13 protein-coding genes are annotated in these 20,128 nt (G+C 62.3%); 8 read left to right on the forward strand and 5 right to left on the reverse strand.

Going from position 1 to position 20,128, the window contains the following annotated elements; genetic code table 11:
* Positions 1-13 precede the first annotated feature (13 nt).
* The 3 genes from tssM to M1E04_RS10845 are packed head-to-tail and all read left to right on the forward strand — an operon-like array spanning position 14 to position 5,288.
* Positions 14-3,541, forward strand: a complete 3,528-nt coding sequence (gene tssM, locus M1E04_RS10835) for a type VI secretion system membrane subunit TssM (RefSeq protein ID WP_456292946.1) — start codon at positions 14-16, stop codon at positions 3,539-3,541.
* Positions 3,541-4,269: a PP2C family protein-serine/threonine phosphatase gene (locus tag M1E04_RS10840; protein WP_410928921.1), complete on the forward strand. Its 729-nt coding sequence runs from the start codon at positions 3,541-3,543 to the stop codon at positions 4,267-4,269. Before tssM ends, M1E04_RS10840 begins: the two co-directional genes overlap by 1 nt.
* Positions 4,266-5,288: a serine/threonine-protein kinase gene (locus tag M1E04_RS10845; RefSeq protein WP_456292947.1), complete on the forward strand. Its 1,023-nt coding sequence runs from the start codon at positions 4,266-4,268 to the stop codon at positions 5,286-5,288. Before M1E04_RS10840 ends, M1E04_RS10845 begins: the two co-directional genes overlap by 4 nt.
* 361 nt (positions 5,289-5,649) lie before the next feature.
* Here M1E04_RS10845 and M1E04_RS10850 read toward each other — a convergent pair whose 3' ends face one another.
* The gene (locus M1E04_RS10850; RefSeq protein ID WP_410933326.1) at positions 5,650-6,054 is read right to left on the reverse strand and encodes a type II toxin-antitoxin system HicB family antitoxin; all 405 of its coding nucleotides are present in this window, start codon (positions 6,052-6,054) and stop codon (positions 5,650-5,652) included.
* 20 nt (positions 6,055-6,074) lie between these two features.
* Complete coding sequence (locus M1E04_RS10855) at positions 6,075-6,272, reverse strand: type II toxin-antitoxin system HicA family toxin (protein WP_455914592.1); 198 nt, start codon at positions 6,270-6,272, stop codon at positions 6,075-6,077.
* 550 nt (positions 6,273-6,822) lie between these two features.
* On the opposite strand from M1E04_RS10855, the gene M1E04_RS10860 reads away from it, so the two are divergent.
* The gene (locus tag M1E04_RS10860) at positions 6,823-8,181 is read left to right on the forward strand and encodes an MFS transporter (RefSeq protein ID WP_456292948.1); all 1,359 of its coding nucleotides are present in this window, start codon (positions 6,823-6,825) and stop codon (positions 8,179-8,181) included.
* A gap of 74 nt (positions 8,182-8,255) precedes the next feature.
* On the opposite strand, the gene M1E04_RS10865 is transcribed toward M1E04_RS10860, so the two are convergent.
* The gene (locus M1E04_RS10865) at positions 8,256-10,685 is read right to left on the reverse strand and encodes a DUF3772 domain-containing protein (protein ID WP_456292949.1); all 2,430 of its coding nucleotides are present in this window, start codon (positions 10,683-10,685) and stop codon (positions 8,256-8,258) included.
* A 454-nt stretch (positions 10,686-11,139) separates the two neighbouring features.
* Here M1E04_RS10865 and M1E04_RS10870 point away from each other — a divergent pair, with 454 nt between their 5' ends.
* Positions 11,140-12,084: a DNA/RNA non-specific endonuclease gene (locus tag M1E04_RS10870; protein ID WP_192130349.1), complete on the forward strand. Its 945-nt coding sequence runs from the start codon at positions 11,140-11,142 to the stop codon at positions 12,082-12,084.
* A gap of 99 nt (positions 12,085-12,183) precedes the next feature.
* Here M1E04_RS10870 and M1E04_RS10875 read toward each other — a convergent pair whose 3' ends face one another.
* The gene (locus M1E04_RS10875; RefSeq protein ID WP_192130350.1) at positions 12,184-13,782 is read right to left on the reverse strand and encodes a J domain-containing protein; all 1,599 of its coding nucleotides are present in this window, start codon (positions 13,780-13,782) and stop codon (positions 12,184-12,186) included.
* A gap of 3 nt (positions 13,783-13,785) precedes the next feature.
* Positions 13,786-15,483, reverse strand: coding sequence for an Hsp70 family protein (locus M1E04_RS10880; protein WP_456292950.1), 1,698 nt, complete (start codon positions 15,481-15,483; stop codon positions 13,786-13,788).
* Positions 15,484-15,812: 329 nt separating this feature from the next.
* Between M1E04_RS10880 and M1E04_RS10885 the strand changes: the two genes are divergently transcribed.
* The 3 genes from M1E04_RS10885 to M1E04_RS10895 all read left to right on the forward strand — a co-directional run bounded on the left by M1E04_RS10885 (position 15,813) and on the right by M1E04_RS10895 (position 19,897).
* Complete coding sequence (locus M1E04_RS10885; RefSeq protein WP_456292951.1) at positions 15,813-16,721, forward strand: hypothetical protein; 909 nt, start codon at positions 15,813-15,815, stop codon at positions 16,719-16,721.
* 130 nt (positions 16,722-16,851) lie between these two features.
* Positions 16,852-17,553 (forward strand): DUF3053 domain-containing protein, encoded by a 702-nt coding sequence (locus M1E04_RS10890; protein WP_192130353.1) that lies wholly within the window; start codon positions 16,852-16,854, stop codon positions 17,551-17,553.
* Positions 17,554-17,710: 157 nt separating this feature from the next.
* Complete coding sequence (locus M1E04_RS10895) at positions 17,711-19,897, forward strand: M48 family metalloprotease (protein ID WP_456293176.1); 2,187 nt, start codon at positions 17,711-17,713, stop codon at positions 19,895-19,897.
* Positions 19,898-20,128 lie beyond the last annotated feature (231 nt).

Consider the following 20,128-nt stretch of genomic DNA (forward strand, 5'->3'; position numbering starts at 1 on the left):
ACAGAGACGTGTAATGAAAAACCTTTTCAAGAAAACCGGCGCGCTTTTGCGTCAGACGTGGGTGTGGACGCTCCTGCTGCTACTGCTCGTGGCGCTCACGGTCTGGTTCGTCGGGCCGGCCCTCGCGGTTGACGATCGAAAGTTCTGGGAGAGTTCAACCTCTCGGCTGTTGACCATCAGTTCGCTGTGCCTGCTCTGGGGCCTTGCCATGGTCTATGTCAGCTGGCGTGCCGGAGAGCGCAAGCAAGCGGTGGAGGACAGTGAGGACGGTCAGGCGCGCATGCAGCGCGACGATCAGATCGACGAGGAGCAGGCTGAACTGACGACGCGGTTCAAGGACGCGCTGAAAACACTGAAGACCTCAGACCTGTATCGCGGCCGCAGTGATCACTGGCGCACCGAGCTGCCGTGGTACCTCCTGATCGGCCCCGAGGGCGCCGGCAAGACCAGCCTGCTGGACTCTTCAGGGCTCGAGTTTCCGCTCGACAAGGCCGAGCGCACACTCGCCCGTGATCCTCGAGGCACTCGCCACTGTGACTGGTATTTTGCCAACAATGCCGTGCTCGTCGACACCGCTGGCCGTTACCTGACCCAACCCGGCACTGATATCGACCGCAGCGCCTGGTGCACGCTGCTTGACCTGCTGCGCCGATATCGCCGCAACCGCCCTCTGAACGGCGTACTCGTCACACTCCCTGTCGACACGCTGCTCCACGACAGCGACCCTGAACTCGAAATCCTCGCACGGCAGGTGCGTACGCGTTTGCAGGAGGTGCATCAGAAGCTGCACGCCGAGGTGCCGGTCTACCTCGTGCTGAGCAAGGCCGACAGTCTTCCGGGGTTCGACGCGTTTTTCGATCAATTGACCCGCGAGGAAAGTGATCAGGTCCTCGGTACGACCTTCCGAAAAGGGCAGAGCGGCACTGACGCCGAGGTGTTGCGCGATGAATTCGGCGAACTGCTGGTTCGGCTCAACAGTCAGGTGATCACCCGCATCCATCAAGAGCGCGATCCCTCGCGCCGTGGCGGCATTCTCGACTTCCCCCATCAACTCAGTCGAATCGGCGAGCGCGTGTGCGTGTTTGTGGAACTGGCCTTCACTGGCAATCGCTATCAGTCAGCCAGCCAGTTGCGGGGCTTCTACCTCACCAGCGCGCCCGGCTTTGAGCAGGACATGCACGCGCCTGCGGTCGGCAGGGGTGTGAGTCCGGGGATCAGCACGGGATCGCTGCCGACTCTGGGCAGCAGGCGCTCGCGTTTCATCAACCATCTGCTCAGCAGGGTGATCTTCCCGGAGGCGGACCTTGCCGGCCTGGACACCCGCGAGCGCAGCCGTATCCATTGGGCCCAGCGTGCACTATATGCAGGGGCGCTGGCGTCACTCGCGCTGTTTGGCAGCCTCTGGGCCGTGAGTTTTTCCAGCAACTATGAACGGCTCGACAGTGTGAGTGCCCTGGCTCGAACCTGGGCCGAACAGCGGTCGGCGCACACGGTCCAGACTGACCTTGTCGCAGTGCTCAAAGTGCTGGACACCCGTTACGCGGCGACCCAGGTTTTCCCAGGCAAAGGGGACGTCGGTTACCAGGCGCGTGGCGGCCTTTATCAAGGCGAAGCGGTCAATCCGGTTGTGGAAGGCGCTTACGAGCGCGAGCTGGAGCGTCTGCTGCTGCCTCAGGTTGCGATGATGCTGGAGGGGCAGATTGCCGCCAACCTTGAGAATCGTGAGGGCCTGCTCAAAAGCCTGCGTGCCTATTTGATGCTCGGCATGAAAGACCGGCGTGATGCGACGTGGCTCAGGGAGCGGGTCGCCGCTGATGGGTCCGAGCTGTACCCCGGCAATGTCGCGGTGCAAGACGGTCTGAACAGCCACTTCGAACGGTTGCTGAAGCTGCCTTTCGTCCATGCCCTCAATGATCAACGCGTGTCGCAGGCACGGCAGGTCCTGCGCGGAGAGTCCCTGGCGAACGTTGTCTACCGGATCCTGCGCGAGCAGGCCGGTACCTTGCCGGATTACAGTTTCGACCAGCACCTCGGGCCGCAGGCGGCGCTGTTCGTCGGCGCCGATTATGTGATTCCGGGGTTCTACACCCGACAGGGCTACGAGCAGTACTTCTCGGTGCACGGCTCCCGGGTGGTGGCCGATATCCTGCGGGACAACTGGGTGCTGGGTGAAGGCGCCGGCCTCAGTGACATGGACATGCGGCGTCTGATGGTGGAGCTTGAACAGCTCTATTTCCGCGATTACGCCGATTACTGGGGCGAAGCGGTCAGCGCGGTCGAGCTGCCCGGGCCCTACGATTTCGCCGACAGTGCAGAGCAACTGGCGGGCCTGACGTCGGCCCATTCGCCAGTGATCAACCTGCTCAGGGAAGTCCGCGAAAACACACGCTTCACCCCGGTTGCCGAGGCCCTGACAGACGCCATCGATGTTGCCACGCAGGTGGCGGACAAAGGGGGCAAAGCCGGCAAACTGGCGGTGGCTGCGTCCAGCAAGGGTTCTGAAGCCTTGAGTGCCTCCGTCCCGGATACCGCGCGCAAATCCCTGCAAACGCGCTTTGATCCGTTGCACCGCTTGCTCGACGACAAGGACGGGCCGACGGCTGATCTGGTGCCCGTTCTGGCAGTGCTCAACGAGCTGCAAATGCAGATGGCCAGTCTGGGCAGGGCCAGCTCGCCGGAGCAGGCGGCATTCGACATGGCCAAGTCACGCATGGGCGGGCAGCGTGATGCGCTGGGCACCTTGCGTGCGGCATCCAGTCGGCTGCCGCGTCCGGTGGGCGCGTGGTTCAGCACCTTGGCCGAGGACTCATGGCGGCTGGTGCTTCGCGACGCCTATCAACACGTGAACCAGCACTACCAGAGTGAGGTGTACAGCTTTTACGCCAAGGCGATCAGCAAGCGTTATCCGTTCAACGCCAACAGTGCCAGCGATGTCGCACTCGGTGATTTTCGCGAGTTCTTCAAGGTACAGGGCGTCGCAGACCGCTTCTTCGACGGTTTTCTGCGGCCGTTCGTGAGTGGCGAGAAGGGCAGTTACCGTCTGCGCAGTATCGACGGGCAAAGCCTGCCGATCTCCCGTGCGTATCTCGATCAGTTGGGCGCGGCCCGGGTCATCCGGCAGGGGTTCTTTGCGGACAACCCGGCCGAGCCACAGCTGCAGTTCAAACTTGAGCCCCATACCCTGGACTCTTCTGTCAGCCGTTCCGAATTCAAGCTGGGCGACAAGACCCTCGAATACCGCCATGGCCCGATTGTCCCGGTGTCATTTCAGTGGCCCACCGATGCCCAGGCCGGTCGAACCAGCCTGGTGCTCGACAGAATGGTGGGCCGCCCATTGGGTATCGAAGAAAGCTCGGGACCGTGGTCATTGTTCCGGTTGCTGGATTCGATGCAGCGGGAGGAACTCAGCGGTCGAGACGTCCTGGTATTGAAGGCCGACGTAGGGGGGCTGCGTGCCAGCTACCTGCTGACCAGCCAGCGCTCGCCAAACCCGTTCGACATGGCCGTGCTGCGCAGCTTCCGCATGCCGGCACAACTCTGATGGCGGCCGCCGGCCATTGGCGCAGCGCTGCCCGGACCCACGCCGGCAAGGTCCGGGAACGTAACGAAGATGCGTTTCTGGAGTGTCCCGAGCAGGGGCTGTGGGTGGTCGCCGATGGCATGGGCGGCCACCAAGGGGGCGACATCGCCAGCCAGATGATCGTCGCCAGTCTGGCGGAGCTGCCGCTGCACGGAAACTTCGATGACAGGCTTATCGGCGTCAGACAGTGCCTGCACTGGCTGAACCGGCGGCTGGGTCAGGAGCTGACCGTTAATGCAGGCCGACAGGACAGCATCATTGGCAGCACGGTGGTCGCACTGCTCGTGGAGGAAAACCGGGCGGCCTGCGTCTGGGCCGGGGACAGCCGCTGCTATCTGTGGCGCGGTCAGCGGCTGTATCAGCTGTCCCGGGACCATTCGCTGCAACAGCAACTGATCGATGAACGACAGATGAATGCTCGACAGGCCCGGGCCCACCCTGGCGGGCACGCCTTGACCCGAGCGGTGGGCGCTGCCGAACAACTGACACTTGAGGTGCTGGAGCTTGAGGTGTTTGCCGGCGATGCGTTCTTGCTGTGCAGCGACGGTTTGTATCAGGGCTTGAGCAGCGATGCATTGGGCCACGCGTTGAGTCTGGCTCTGCCGGCAATGGCACTCAAGCGCCTGTTCGACGACGCGCTGCGGGGTGCCGCCCGAGATAACCTGACGGCTGTGGTGATCCGCGGATGACCGATCCTCTGCAAACAGATCCCGATGGGCAGGCGCTCGTTGATCCCCCCGGGGATGACCCGCCCAGCGATCTCACCTACTACGCCTTCGCTCAGTCGAAAAATCGTGAACCCGCTCGCCTGTCGGCCCCATCGGCCTTCAGCACAATGCCCGACGTTCTCGCAGGCCGTTACTGCATTGAGCGACTGCTTGGCGCCGGCGGCATGGGAGCCGTCTACCGCGCCCGCGATTTGCTCGCCGAGCAGTACGGCGATCCCGACCCGTATGTCGCGCTCAAGGTCCTCAACCAGGACTTCGCCGAATCGCCAGACGCCAGCGCCGTGCTCTACAGCGAGTTTTGCCTGACCCGCTACCTGCGGCATGACAACGTGCTGCGTGTGCACGGATTTCACGTCGACACCGCCTGCGAGCGCGCCTTCATCACGATGGAACTGATGCGAGGTCTGACGCTGGACCAACTTCTTTGCGAGCGGCCTCTGGGGCTGCCGTGGCAAGAACTGCGGCAGATCGTGCTGCCGTTGCTGGACGCCCTGGCTTACGCCCACGGCTGCGGTGTTATTCACGGGGATGTGAAACCGAGCAACGTCATGCTCAGCGAGAACGGCGTGCGCCTGTTCGACTTCGGCCTTGGCAGGGCCGAGGAGGGCGTACTGCCCGGCCTGCCACACCTGAGCCGCGAGCGCTTCAACGCCTGGACTCCGGGCTACGCCGCACCTGAACTGCTTGAACACCGGCAGCTGTCGGCAAGCGCTGACATCTACGCGGTGGCGTGTGTGATCTACGAGCTGGCAAGCGGCAAACATCCCTTTCGCCACCTGCCCTCGACCCAGGCACGGGATGAACACCTCCACGTCGGCTTGCAGGCGCCAGCCCGTCTACCAAAACGTTGCTGGCCTGCCTTGCGAACCGCCCTCGCTTTTGACACCGGGGCCCGCGCGATAACGGCCGGGCAAATGCGTGACGCTTTCACCGGTTCCCCGTCCTGGCCGTGGTACAGGAAGATCCGCCCATCCTGGTGACGCCATCACGTGCGCGGTGCGAGATCCAACGCCTTCCCGGCTAAAGCCGGTCCCACTAACAGCGCACGCGATGTGTCGGAGGGCGCGCGCCCTCATATTGTGGGACCGGCTTCAGCCGGGAGTGGGCTGGTTTGAACGCTCTCAATTTCGCGGTGTGGCGCCCGACGCCTTCCCGGCCAAAGCCGGTCCCACTAACAGCGCACGCGGTGTGTCAGGGGGGACGCGCTCGTACTGTGGGACCGGCTTCAGCCGGGAAGGGGCCGGTTTGAACGCTCTCAATTTCGCGGTGTGGCACCCGATGCCTTCGCGGCTAAAGCCGGTCCTGTGAAAAACGTGTGGTGTTGTTGCGGTCACTGGGGAATCAAATCCGCCCGAGCTTTTCCAGCGCCGCATCCGCCAGGAATGAAGATCGGCTTTTGACATTGTGGTCGCGGACGTAACGGTCGATACGCTGTATGACAAACCCCGGCAAGGTGACATTGACCTTCTCGGTCTTGCCCAGATAAGGAGTAATGTCGATCTCGACCATACCCCAGCCCATGTTTGCGTAGTCGTCATGATCGTGATGCGCCCTGGCCGACGACGGCATAGGCACGGGATGGCCGTCGGCGACCAACTCTTCAAGACAGATTTGGGCGACTTCGACCGCAGCGTTGTAAGCGTCTTCAAACGTGTCGCCAGCCGTCACCGCGCCGGGAATGTCCGGAATCTGTATGCCGACAGCCGTCGTTTCGTCGCCCCATTCAATGGCGATTGGATATTGCATGGTGTGCTCCTGCGCTAGGCTCAATTGGGTGCCAGAGGTGATAGGCATGCCCGCCTCCTGATGCTTTTTATCGTCCCGATGGGAAGGTCCTTCTTCGGGTGCGGGACCGGAATGGTGTCACGGCTGCACGGATGCGTGTAAATGTGATGGCTGCCTCTGATTCGGGCCAAGGTCCAGCCTGCTGCCTCCAACTCTGCGATCAATTCCCTGCTTTTCACCAACAGCTCCCTTTGAAGTGTGGGGGCCATGGTGAAAGTCGGTCGATGTTAAATCAAGGTCGAAGATGTATCTAGAGTTATGAATTTTAGAAAACGATATTCCCGGACAATGCCACGACCAAGGAGGCAGATTTAGGCGACGCACTTCTCCACTGATCAGGTAAAAACCCGCCGAGAACGCCGATATAGAGCCCTTTCCACAAAAAAAGCAGATTATTTTCATGAATAAATCGCAACCCCTGACCGCCCGGTCCTTCTGCCCCTCAGGCAATACAACCGGGCACGTTGTCGCACCCAGGCCCCTGTCATGCGGTTGAGCTTAATCGTTTCATCTGTCATAAAAGAGGGGCTACGGGCTCGAAAATCTAGAAAAACATAGATTAATGGGTCGACGATAGCGGCTTTCACGTCCGACCCCCGCGCGCTACCCATAAGCCAGTTTTGCTCGCTGCCCGAAGCGGAAATCTGTGCACCCCACCTGCCTTCCAACCTCATCGAGGCCATTCATTCGGCGCGCCCAAGCGTCATGCATCAAAAAAGGAACGGAAAATTGAGCGATCAATCCACTCCGAACACTCCACTCTCACGATTCTGCGACAAAGTGGGTATTCCCTATCCTATGTTCTGGGGCTTTGTCGGCCTGCTGATCTTCATGATCGGCGATGGCGTAGAACTCGGCTACCTCTCGCCCTTCCTCAGTGATCGCGGCATGCCCGATGACGAAATCGCCATGATCTTCACCACCTACGGCATCACGGTCGGCATTTCATCGTGGCTCGCCGGTGCGCTTTCCAACCTGTGGGGTCCGAAACGGGTGATGTTCCTGGGGCTGATCATCTGGAGCGTGTTTGAAGTGCTCTTCCTGATATACGGTCTGCAGGAGTTGAGCTACTCGATGATTCTGCTGACCTACGGTCTGCGCGGCTTCGGTTATCCGCTGTTCGCTTACGGCTTCCTGGTCTGGATCGCCGCTTCCACGCCATCCCGCAAAATGGGCATGGCCGTGGGTTGGTTCTGGGTCGCTTACGCTGCAGGCTTGCCGATGCTCGGCTCTCTGGTGGCGAGCGCCGCGATCCCGCTGATCGGCGCGCTGCAAACCTTCTGGTTGTCCTTTGCCCTGGTGGTCATCGGCGGTGCGATTGGTTTGATCGGGATGCGCGAAGCCCACGGCATGCGTCGACTCGCCCCCGAGGGTGAGCGGCCGATGGTGTCGATGGCCAAGAACATCACCATCATGTGGACGCGTCCGAAAGTGTCACTGGCCGCCCTTGTCCGGGTGATCAACACCTCGTCGATGTTCGGTTTTCTGGTGGTCATGCCCGGCTTCTTCATGCACACCGTGGGCTTCACCCTGGAAGAGTGGCTACGCCTGCTGACCATCGTCTTTGTGTTCAACATCATCGGCAATCTGAGCTCCAGCGTGATCAGCACGAAGATCGGCTATCGCAACACGATCCTGTGGTTTGGCGCGGTGGGCAGCACGATCAGCACGCCGTTGTTCTTCTTCATGCCACAAGCGTTTCCCCACGACTTCCTGATCGCTTCCATCTTCGGTGCGTTCTACGGCCTGACGTTGGCGTGTTTTGTGCCGCTGTCGGCGCTTGCACCAGCGTTGGCGCCTAATAACAAGGCCGCTGCGTTGTCGGTGCTGAGCTTGGGTGCGGGTGCGTCGACATGGGTAGGCCCGGCGGTGGTCGCGATTTTCAATGAGAGTTACGGCATTGAAGGCGTGGTCTGGGCATTCTGCGGCTTATACGCGCTGAGCGCCGTGATGACCGCATTCCTGAAAGATCCGGAGCCTGTGCATGACCCGATCCTGATCAAGATCAAGCGCCGCATCAAAGTGTTCGCGCCGCGTCTGGATTATCGGTGGGCCCATGCGGAAGACCCGAACAAAGAGGTGAGCTGATTCCGGTGGGCGCGCCGCGCGTCAGTCATGAAGGGCTCGACTGACGCGCCGCGCACCTCAGCGCGGCAGACGAATCAATCGACGACTGCCGGCGGCTGCTCCTTGCCCAGGCCGTCATTAATCAACACCATGCTCTGCGGTGCAGACAGCGCAATGCCCATCTCCCGCAAGCGGCCCAGCACGGTAAACAACAGATCGCTACGCGCACCGCCCACCGAACGCGGGCTGTTGACGAAACCGCTCGCGCTGATGATCAGGCCCGTGTTGGTCAGGTCTTTGAAGGTGACCGACGGCGCTGGCGTATCGAGTATGGCTTCGTGCTCGGTGAAAGCCTGCAACAGCAATTCGCGGATCTGCAAGACATCCGTTTCCAGCGGCAGCGTCAGGGAAATCCCGACCACGCCCAACGCATTGCCCATGGTCACGTTGCGCACGTTCTGGGTAATGAACTGTGAGTTCGGCACAATCACCGTGGAGCGGTCGGACATCTGAATTTCGGTGGCACGCACGTTGATCCGGCGGATATCGCCCTCGACCCCCGCCAGGCTCACCCAGTCTCCGACCTTGACTGGCCGCTCGGTCAGCAGAATCAAGCCCGAGATGAAGTTCTGCACGATGGCCTGCAGACCAAAACCGATCCCCACCGACAGCGCACTCACGACCCACGTCAGGTTCGTCAGGCTGATGTGCAGGGTGGACATCACCACCGCAATCACCAGCACAAAGCCGATATAGCCGATCAGGGTCACCAGGGAGGCCTGCATGCCGGCGTCCATGTTGGTTTCCGGCAGCAGGCGTTCGCCGAACCAGTCCTTGAGCACGCGCACGCCAAACAGGCCGGCGACCAGGCAGCCCAGTGCCATGAGAATGTCGCTTGGGACGATGTTCAGGGCGCCCAGGGATTTGTCGGTGACTTCCATGCGGGTGAAGCTTTCGAGCAGCTCTCCGGGACTTGAGCCCGACGGCAGGAAGGCCAGCAGCACCGCGGCCAGCAACAGCAAACTCCGGCCAACGCCCGCCAGAACGGTGCTCGCCTGGGCCTGATGGCGAGGGGACAGGCCAAGTGCCGAACCCAGCGCCATGCCGCCGGGTTGCTTGGGCGACAGCAGGGTTTCGCAGACGTCGCCGAAAAACGCCACCAGCAGGTAGGCGGTTGACGCCACCACGCTCATCCACAACAGCTTGACGGCGAGGAAGTAGGCCAGGGTCAGGTAGCCGCTCAGCAGCGCCAGCAGGCTCAAGCCGACCCAGACGGCGACCACGAAGGGAATCAACCCGGCGAGGCCGCCCGGACGTTCGATGGCACACCGGCGACGGGTGCGGCGGTAGCGCACCAGGCCGAAGAAAAACACCAGCGAAACGGCCAGTGCGGTCAGGCCGTTGACCGCCACGGTCAGCGCGAGGCTGCTGGCAATGACACTGTTGATGCGTTCCTGGGTGCCGATGATCATCAACGCCAGGGCCAGCACGGCCGGGAAACGGCCCATGGCGGTGGCGATTTCGTCAGGAATGTTGGGCAGGCGCCACGAGGGGTGCGGCAGCATCAACAACGCGCGGCCCAGGCCGACGATGAAGGCGCAGAAGGTGATCAGCGTTTGCAGTTGGTCGAGCAGGTTGACCACGTCGTTGCTGAGCACCGCATTACTGACGATGCCCCACCGCAGCAAGGACGTAGCGGCGGTGATGGTCACCACTGTCGACAGCCCGACGGCCAGTGCCAGGGCGCTGCGGCGCAGACGGCCTTCGGGCAGCCAGCGCACCATCAGGCGGATCAGCAGGCTCTCCAGCAGGCGGCGCACCACCACCCAGATCAACAGCGCGCCAATCACCACGCTGGCAAACAGCAGGCGGTTGCCGGGCGCCAGGGCGCTGGTGAAGACGCTGCGGACGTCGTCCAGCAGGCCGTTCATGCGCCTCAGATCGTCATCGGTCGGGCGAATCAGGGTCGACCAGAATGCCGAACTGAGGGGGCTTGCCGTGCGGGTGCTGATCTGCGAATCGAACAGGCTGCGGCGCAGGCTGAAGATCTGTGTGGCGAGGTCCCGTGCCGACTGACTCAAAGTATTGGTCTGCCGCTCGTCACTGACCAGCGCGTTTTTCTGGGCGGTCAAGGTCTTGCGCTGGCTGGTCAGGGTGGGCGCTTCGTCCGGTTGCACCGGGCCGAGGATGTTCAGCTGATCGTTGAGGTGCTCAATGTCGACCGCCTGCTTGGCGATCAGGTCATCGGCTTGCTTCTGCACCTGCAGCGCGGCCTGACGCAGGCTCGAAAGCAAATCGTCATTGGCGCTGACGGTGACTTTTTGCCGGATCTGGTCGAGCTGCTCGCTCAGGTCATCCAGGCTCGGGGCCTCGGCTTCCGGCGTCGCATTGGCTTGGCTGGCGGGCTGTGTTGTGGCTTGCGGCGCGACCTGCGCCGCCGCAGCTTGTGCGAAAGCTGGCACGGTGATGCACAGCAGCAGCGCGAGCACCCCGGCGTAGAAACGGTTCAACGTGGCGTGTTGCATTCGGGTTCCTTTGGGGCGTTAACCGGTTTTACGATCTGATCGTCTGGCGCAGGTCTTGAACGGCAGGCAGGGGCTCTCGACACGTTCGTGCGCGCGGGGGCGGATCATAGCAAGTATTGGGTCAGGACGGCTCGGCCCACTGCGCGAGACCTGCGTTCGGCCTGCACCCACGTCGCGTTTGGCGGTGTCTGGGATTTTTGCGTAGGAAAATCAAAAGCAGATCAAAAGCTTCCCGGCTAAAGCCGGTCCCACAGACAGAGCCGGTCCCACTGGATTCACCCGCGGCTGTTAGTGGGACCGGCTTCAGCCGGGAAGTGGCCCTTTCAAGTACCACGGCTAACCGATACCCACCGCCCCTTCAGGTCATGTGATATTCACACTGTGCGGTACATGATCGTGTGCGTTGTATCAACAAGGCCCGCCGATTGGGCCTCATCAATCAAGAGGTAGCAGGATGCCGACACATAACGCTCAGGTGAATCTCGCCCATCGCCCCCGTCTTGCTGATCTTCAGCCCATCACGGCCGGCCCGTCATCCCATGCCACCGCGCTGCGATCAAGCCCTCAGGGGCGGGTCACGCCGGCGTCGCAACTGGAAGGCCGATCAGGCTACAGCGATGAATTTCTCGGGGAGTTCGTGGTGCCGTGGCCAACGGTATCCATGCCTGACGATGTCTACCCCCTGGGAAACCCGGGCAATCGTCTGGATTACACCCACTTCTCCATCAGCATGTCGCGCAGCCGGCGCATCGCGCTGTACGTCGGCGTGAACATCGAGGGGGGCAGCAGCGTCGAGATCGTGCGGAGTCAGGACGCCTGGGCCTACGACGGCCGGCTGCCGGTCGAGGCGCAGATTGGCGACGATCTGTACCGCGACAACCTGCTGGATCGCGGCCATCTGGTTCGCAGGCAGGACCCCAACTGGGGCGCCGAGGCGCAGACCGCCAATCAGGACACCTTCCATTTCACCAACTGCTCGCCGCAGATGTCTGCCTTCAACCAGAAAACCTGGCTGGAGCTCGAAGACTTCATCCTGGAAAACACCCGCCGCTGGAAGGAGCGCGCCACGGTTTTCACCGGACCGGTCCTGCGCAGTGACGACCCGCTGTACCGGGGCGTGCAAATTCCCAGAGCCTTCTGGAAAGTCGTCGCGTTCCTCGGCGATGACGGCACACCTTCGGCCAGCGCGTACCTGATCGACCAGACCCGCGAGCTGGGCAAGCTGGAACTGGTCTTTGGTGCACTGAGGACCTATCGACGCAGCGTCGTGCAGATCGAGCAATTGACTGGCATCAGCTTCGGTGAGCTGGCGCGATATGACGGGTTTTCCAATGAAGAGCAGCTCACCGGCACCCGCATCGAGGCACTGATCCAGCGGCCGGAGGACATTCGGCTCTAGGTTGATGCTGCGGCTTTACTGGCCACAGGGCCTCGGGCCTTTGCGCCGAGGCCTTTCGGCGCAAAGGCCAGCCGGGCGACCTGGCGCGGCGCCCGGCTCTCAGGCGCCTTGGGTCAACAGCGTGCCGGGCATGTTCTGTTGCACATACAGGATCAGACCCACCATGAAGAGGCAGAACAGCCACTGCAGCACACTGATCCCGGCGATCCGGTAGATCGCCTGCAAGGGCCGGCGCCAGCGGTATTGGCGATCCACCGGCGCCGCGCGTCCAGGTTGCAGTTTGCCGATCAGGCCGGTGACCACAAAGGTGACCACGCCCAGCAGTCCCAGCCATTTCCAGAGAATGAAGGCCACGGCCAGCATGGGTACGCTGTTGCGGATCACCAGATGCCGCCGATCCCGCGTCAGTTGGTGGCGTGCGCACCAGGCGCTGACGCTTTGATCAAGGTCGTAGAAGGATTCCGTGAAGGTGACCCAATGCTCAAGCAACCATTTGCCCATATACGCGCTGAGCGCCCCAAGCAATATCAGGATCGGCGACATGATCACCATGACCGGGAGCTCGGCGGGGTGCAGGCCATTCATGCCGAGGGCGAGGGTAATTGTCATGGCGGCGCAGGCCCGCTTCATGACGTGCTGAGGACGTTCGTGCCCTACCAGTGCTTTCCAGAACCACGGATTGTGGTCCGGGAACCGCTTTGGCCAGTCGGGAAACCGCGTGATGAACGCCTCGGATAATTGTTCGCAAGCCTGCCAGTCAGCCTCGGTGAATGTCGCGGCGCGCGCCTGAAGGCGTTCCGCAGACGAACCGGTCAGGAACAGCGCAGCCGCATTGGCAGAGGGGGCCGGATGCTGCTCGCCCAGACGCGCCAGCGCCCGCAGTTCGCCGAGCCATTTCTTCTCTTCATTGCGGGTGAGCAGGGTGTGCCATTGCTCATCGACGACGGGAACAACCGCTGATTCGGTGTCCCAGCCGAACAGCTGCCGGACCCTTTCAAACAACCCCGGCGACCAGTTTCCGTGGTTGAAAAACAGGTCCAGCACCTGCACGTGAAGCGTCTGACGGCGGGCTAAATCGCCCAGCCAGCCTTGTCGACAGTGGTGCTCGAGGCAGTCAATGAAGCGGGTTTCCTCGCCGGCGGCCATGTACTGCTCCAGCCTGTGGTACAGCCCCAGGGAGAGCAAATGGCCCAGCCGCTCCTGATCGGATTGCCGAGGACGAACCTGCTGCCAGGGGGTCAGCCACTGGCGGGTTTCCAGGCCCCATCGCAAGAGGTTCGGGCTGGCGTCTGGCGCTTGCACGCAACGCACGAACAGCAAGGCTTCGACGGTCGCTTCGATGCCTTTTGCGACGGCTTCAGTCCAGCAGTGGTCAACGGCATCGTCGTCGAAATGTTCGAGCAGCTCGGCGGCCTGCTCCTGAGCGGAACGCACCACTGGCCGAGTGACCGGCGCAGGCCTTTGCACCAGAGGCGCTGCCGAAGCCTGTACAAACGAAGCGTCACCACCAACGCCATCGTCGCCCTCGCGGGCCAGCTGCAACGCGCGTTCGTAGGCTTCACGCAGTTGCTGAAACGCGATGGGGTCTTCGTCCGGGCGTGTGACCTTCAGCAGTCTGGCGTACTGGCGTTTGACGCTGCGCTCATCGGAGCGGGCAGGGAGGTCGAGAATTGTCCAGCAATCGAACGTCGCGTCCATGGGTCAGTGCCACCCGCCGCGTTCCAGCTGTTTGAGCCGCTCGTTCAGCTCCGTGCGCGTCTGCCGGATGAGGCGTTCGTCCTGACTGTCGAGGGCACGCTGGAACACGCTTGCCCAGTCACCGATCAGTTCGCGGCGGTCGCCCAGGCTCTCCTGGTAAAGATGCTCCAGGCGCGCAACCAGCAGCGTGTTGACCTGCTGATCGCGCGGATGAATCTTGAGCGCGGCCAGGGCTTGCAGGCGCTCGGCGATTTCTTCAGGGCTGAGCACGCCGGGGTTGTTTTCGATGACCAGTGCGAACGCCTCGCCCGTGCTGGGGAGGGTGACCTGACATTCGAGAATGCCGTTGTTGTCGTACGTAAAGCGCACGTCGAGACTGACGTTGCCTTCATTGTGCGGGGGGAGGGGAATCGCCAGTTCGCCCAGGGGAATGTTGTCGCGCACCAGGCGACTTTCGCCCTGGAAGATGCTCACCGTCACGCCGGTTTGCCCCGCTTCGGCGGAGTAAACGGTCTTGACCCGGCTGACCGGTACCGTGGTGTTGCGCTCGATGATCGGCAAATAGTGCCCATGCTCTCGGTGCCGGCCGACCCGTTCTGCGACCTCGATACCCAGGGTGTAGGAGCAGACGTCGGTCAGCACCACTTCTTCAAGGGCGGCATTCCGGGATTTCAGCGCCGCCTGAATCGCCGCGCCGTGGGCCACGGCTTCATCCGGGTTGAGCTGGATGGAGGGGAAGCGCCCGAACATGCCCGCCGCCAGTTTGCGCACCAGCGGCATACGCGTGGTACCGCCGACCAACAGGATTTCGTCCAGATCGCCGACCAGCAGCCTGGCATCGCGCATCGCGCGTTCCACCGGATTGCGCAGCCGTTCGAGCAACGGCGCATACAGCGCGGCCATGTCCTCCTGGGTGAAGGTCTGCTGCCACTGCCGGCCGTCCACGCGCAGCACGAACGCGTCACTGCGCGCCCGGCCCAGGGCAATGCGCAGGCGTTGGGCTTCGCGGTGCAGCGCGTGAGCGATCGATTCGGGGGCGGGAAAGCCTGGCTGGTCGGCTTGGGTGCGAACGAAAGCCTCGGCCAGCAGCCGGTCGAAATCTTCGCCACCGAGGAAGTTGTCACCGGCACTGGCGCGCACTTCCATCACCCCCTCGAACAGCTCGAGGATCGACACGTCAAACGTGCCGCCCCCCAGGTCGAACACCAGAAACGAGCATTCGTTTCCGTGTTGCGGCAGTCCGAATGCCAGCGCGGCAGCGGTGGGTTCGTTGATCAGCTTGTCGACCTTGAGGCCGGCCAGCTCCCCTGCGATTCGCGTGGCTTTGCGCTGGGCGTCGCTGAAGTAGGCCGGGACGCTGATGACCGCCTCGACAACGGTTTCGCCATAGGCACGCGCGACGTCTTCCTTGAGGCTGCGGAGCACCAGCGCGGAAAGCTCTTCGGGACGAAAGGCGTGATCGCCCAGGTTGATCGTGTGGGCGCTGCCCATGTGGCGTTTGAACAGCGCAGTGGTCACGCAAGGGTGGGTGTGCAGGCGTTCGCGAGCGGCTTGCCCGACCAGAATCCGACCCTCATCGTCCAGTCCGACCACGGACGGGGTGAGCACCTCGCCCAGGGCGTTCGGCACCAGTAGGCTGGCATCGTCTTTCCAGACCGCAACCAGGCTGTTGGTCGTGCCAAGGTCAATCCCGACAATCATGGGCGAAACCCTGTGTGCGTTTTATCGTTCATAAGCGGTGTCTTCCCTGAGCCTGGAGGTTGGGTGCGCAGATTTGAGAATGATCGGCGGGAGGGGTTCAAGCCTCCCTGCGCCTTGTGTGCGCCTTCACTGCGCGGACGGCGTAACATGCCGCAAAATTACAAAATAATGGGATCCAAAGGGAATTTATTTCTCCTTAAGCTATCTAGCATGACGGTTACAGACGGTTTCATTTGCGCCAGCCTCGTTCATCCGGCGCCAGTCAACCCACCGCCAAGCCACCTCGGACGGCGCTGATCCATATTTTCTGACAGGGACGCACACTCGCCATGCAAACAGCCTCCACTGCGGCATCCGCCACTGGCGAGCGCGTCGCCAGCTTCAGCTACGGCAAAGGCTTTCTGGTTTTTCTACTGATTTTCGGCGTGGTCCTGCTGGGCCTGGCCGGGTTTGTTCTGTACCTGGGCACGATCCTGCCCCACAGCACTGCCGGCCCTGTCGAACTGAACACTTCCCGTGGCACCCCCCTGAACGTCTCCAGCCCCGCCATGATGATTTATGCCACCAGCGCTTTCCTGGCCGTGCTCGGGCTGATCGTACTGGGGCTTTATGGGTGGCAGAACAAGCAGCGCCAGACGCGTTATGAGCTGTATGAACACGGCGTTGCGCACACGACCCGGGGCGCCCGCACCTACGTGCCGTTCGCCGAGATTCAGGACCTTTACCTGTTCAGTTCGGGGCAGGTGGCCTACACCGGGTTGATCACCAATCTGGCGTTCCGTCGCACTGCCACCGAACCCTTCCACCGGGTGCTGCCCTCGTTGAAGGGCTTCTACACCTTCATGGAAACCTTCCGCGAGCTGTACCTCAACGCGCGTCAGCCCGTGGTCCTCGATACCCTGCACGCCGGTGGCAGCGTTACCTTCAACTGCCTCAACGGCGCCCAGGTCTGGCGCAAGCGCATGGGCGGCGATTTCCTCAACGTCGACACCCAGCCGATCGTGGTCTCCCGCGACGCCGTGCTGATTCAGAACAGCGTGGTGCCGATGTCCGCGCTGCGCAGCATGGATCACAGCCGCTGGAACGAGACCATCGAGATTCGGGATGCGGCGGGCAAGGTCGTGCTGTCGACCCTGGCGACCGGCATCCTCAGCCATGATCTGTTTCTCAGCACCCTTGGGCTGCTCATGGAAACACCGGCGAATGATCGGCCAGCCACTGCGCCGACGTTTGCCTGAGCGCTGCTCAACCGACCGCGTCTTCGCTCACGGCTGTTCAGGGGTTGCCCCGGGCCTCTAAGCGTCGACATTCACAGCCTTCGGCAGGCCCCTCTGCCGCGGGCGTATCACTTCTGGAGATTCTCCGACCATGACCGTCTCACTCACCCGCCACTGGTTACTCGCCCTCGCACTGCCTCTGCTACTGACCGCCTGTGGCAGCAGCGAACCTGACCAGCGTGCCGCGTTCAAGCAGTTCCTGCAGACCCGGATCATCGACAAGCCCGGCGTGCACGTGCCCAAGCTGACCCCGGATGAATCGAAATCGTTCGGCGATTACAGCCAGCACTATGCCGTGATCACCGACTTCAACAGCGGGATGGACGCGAGCATCAAACCCCTCAACGGCTTCGTGCAGAAAGGCGCGTTCCGTTCATTGAGCGACGTGATCGAGCGCCGTGACGATATCAAGACTGCGCAAACCGGCTTGAATGACCTGGTCGTGCAGCTCAAGCAAGAGTTGGCAAAAGCCGATGCCGCCCATGCCCAGCTCAAGCAGCCTGACGATCTGAAGACGGTGTATGACAGCGCCTATGACCGCACCGTGACCCTACCGGCCAACACGCTCCTGACCGTGATGCCGCAAGTCAACGGCACCATTGATTCGGGCCTGAAAGTGGCTGACTACGTCGACGCCCACAAAGCGCAGATCCAGATCAATGGCTCCGTGGTTCAAGTGACGGACCCCAAGGTGCAGACTGAGTTGAACACGTTGCTGCAGGACCTGAATGCCAAAGCCAGGGTGGTTCAGGAAGCGCAGGTGCGCATGCAAACGGTGTTGCTGGGTCGCTGATCCAGACGCCGATGGCTGCGTGGCTCACCGCGTTGAGCCACAGCGTCGAAGGCGTCGCTTTTGACACGCACGCAACGGTCATCTGACCGTTGCTCAAGGAAGCAGGCGCGCGCCAGGGAGGGCACTCGGCGGCGCAGAAGAGGGCCGTCCGATGGACATCAAAAAGCTTAAGCTGATTGCCGTACTGGTTTTATTTCCCCTTGGGTTGAATCTGGTTGGGGTCTGGGAGCTGCAACGCAGCACCGACGACCACGCCGAATACGCGGCCTACCAGGCCGACCTTGCCGAATTTCGTCCAGAGCTCCAGGCCATCGCCGACAACAGCGGCTCGCGACCCGTTATGGTCGATGTGGGCGACGGCGAGAAAATGGAAGTGAAAATGGCGCTGTCCCGCGTCACTGAGATGCAGGACGAGCTGGACACCTTGCTGCCGTTGACCAATGTCATGGCGTGGGTGGCAAAGGGCACCATTACCCTCGGTTTACTGGCGGCTCTGGTGGGCGGGCTCGGCTTGCTCGCCCTTAACTGGGCAGGCCGGCGCGCCATGCATTCGCGGGAGCAACTGCTGCACAGCTTCACCCGTGTGACCAAACTGCTGCCCTACGTTCTGGTCGGCCACGTGGTGGTGATGGGGGCAGCGATTGCCGCCATCGTCGCGTTCGAGGCGCTGGGCGCGTGGCACGCCGGGCGGCTGTCGGCCGGCGAAATGAAGTTCATGTTCTTCGGCATGGTGCTCGTCGCAGGCTGCCTGTATTCCATCTGGCAGATGGGCACGCAACTGCGCGTCATGCTCAACATGTTCCAGCCCACGCCGATGGACGTGATGGGCGAGGCGGTCACCGTCGAGCAGGCGCCGGTGCTCTGGGCTTACGTGAAGGATCTGGCCCTGACACTGGGCGCACTGCCGCCCGATCACATCGTGCTGGGCATGGCCGCCGGCTTTTACGTCACCTCCGGCGACATCGCCCTCGCGCCGGCCAACACCACCTTGACGGGCCGCACCCTGCATGTGCCGCTGGCCTATCTCGGCATCCTGGATGAAGCCGAAACCACCGCGGTCATCGGCCACGAGCTGGGGCATTTCGCAGGCGCGGATACCGAGTTCAGTATGCGTTTCGTGCCGATCTACCACGGCATCGAGCGCAGCCTGGTGGTGATCGGGCAGACCCTGGTCGACAGTGAATGGCTGCAGCGCGCGACCCTGCACCCGGCGTTCATGCTGGGCGCCTACTTCATGGAAAGTTTCGACCACGCGGTGATGCACTGGAGCCGTGTGCGTGAGCTGGAAGCCGACGCCGCCGGTGCGCAGCTGGCGGGCAATCTGGCGGCCGCGTCGGCGCTGGTGCGCATTTCCGCCATCGACCCGATGCTGCAAGAGCGCCTGGTCGCCCACATCACCCAGGCAACCCGGCCGACGTCCGAGCACGTGCCGGTCAGTGATCTGCCGACCACGGTTCTGCGCGAAATCGCGGCCTTGCCCCTGACCTTGCCGGAAGAGGAAATGGCCACGCAGCTGCCGCATCCGTCAGACACCCATCCTTCGAATGGCGAGCGCGTGGCGTCTCTCAAGGTGTCGATCGACGATGCCGTGCGCAGTGGCACGCGGCCGCTGGATGCAACGCAAGCCTGTGCGGCGATGGATCGCTACTTCGCCCAGCCCGACGTGTTGCGCGCTCGCCTGACGGACGATTATCTGAGCCATCACGTCCAGCAGGACGCCGTCCTCGTCGAGACATTGCGCACCCACGCCGGCAACGTCACCGGGGACGTTGCGCTGCACGAAGGCGCGCGCTTGCGGGGGCAAATCCTGATCGGGTTCAGTGGCCTGCTGGCCGTGGCGGGGCTGATCCTGCTGCTGGCACCGATGCTGTTTCCAGGCGCCGCGGGACGTGATCCGCAGCCATTTTTCGTCGGTGCCGGCATCGCTCTGTTCATCATGCTGTGCATGTTGCCCTTTGGCGTGCGCCTGTTCAGACGTGCGCATAAAACCGCGCTGCTGCTGACGCCGGATCACTTCGTGTTCGCCAACCTCAAGGCGCCGCTGCCGATTCGCGACATCGCCGACTTCAACCTGCAGGTGGGGAATGTCGTCATGCTGACGATCCTGCTCGAAGACAACGCACCCCTGCCGGAGCTGACCTCCCGGTCGTTCTTCGCACCGGATGTGGCGCTGAACAAGAAGAAACGGTGGCTGATGTTGCCGATGAGCAAATTCTGCCGCGATGACAAAAAGCTCAAGCTCCCCGAGCTGGCCGAACTGATCGGGAACTACGTCAACGCCGGCGCCGCGCGGCATTTGCTGCAGCAGCGGTTTGAGCAGGAAGAGGAATCGAAGGCTGGGTAGATCAGGCCAGGTTGGAGCGAAATTCGGATACACCGGGATTTTGAATAGTAGGACCGGCTTTAGCCGGGAAGAGGCCGGTTTGACTACTGCACATGTCGCGGTGTGAAGCCTGACGCCTTCCCGGCTAAAGCCGTTCCTACGAAACGCACGCGACCCGGGGATCTGCTTTAGTCGCGCAGACTTCGATCCGATACCTGCGCTGAACGGGGAAAGACTGAGGACGGGATTCCC

This window comes from Pseudomonas sp. AK106 (assembly GCF_053903055.1).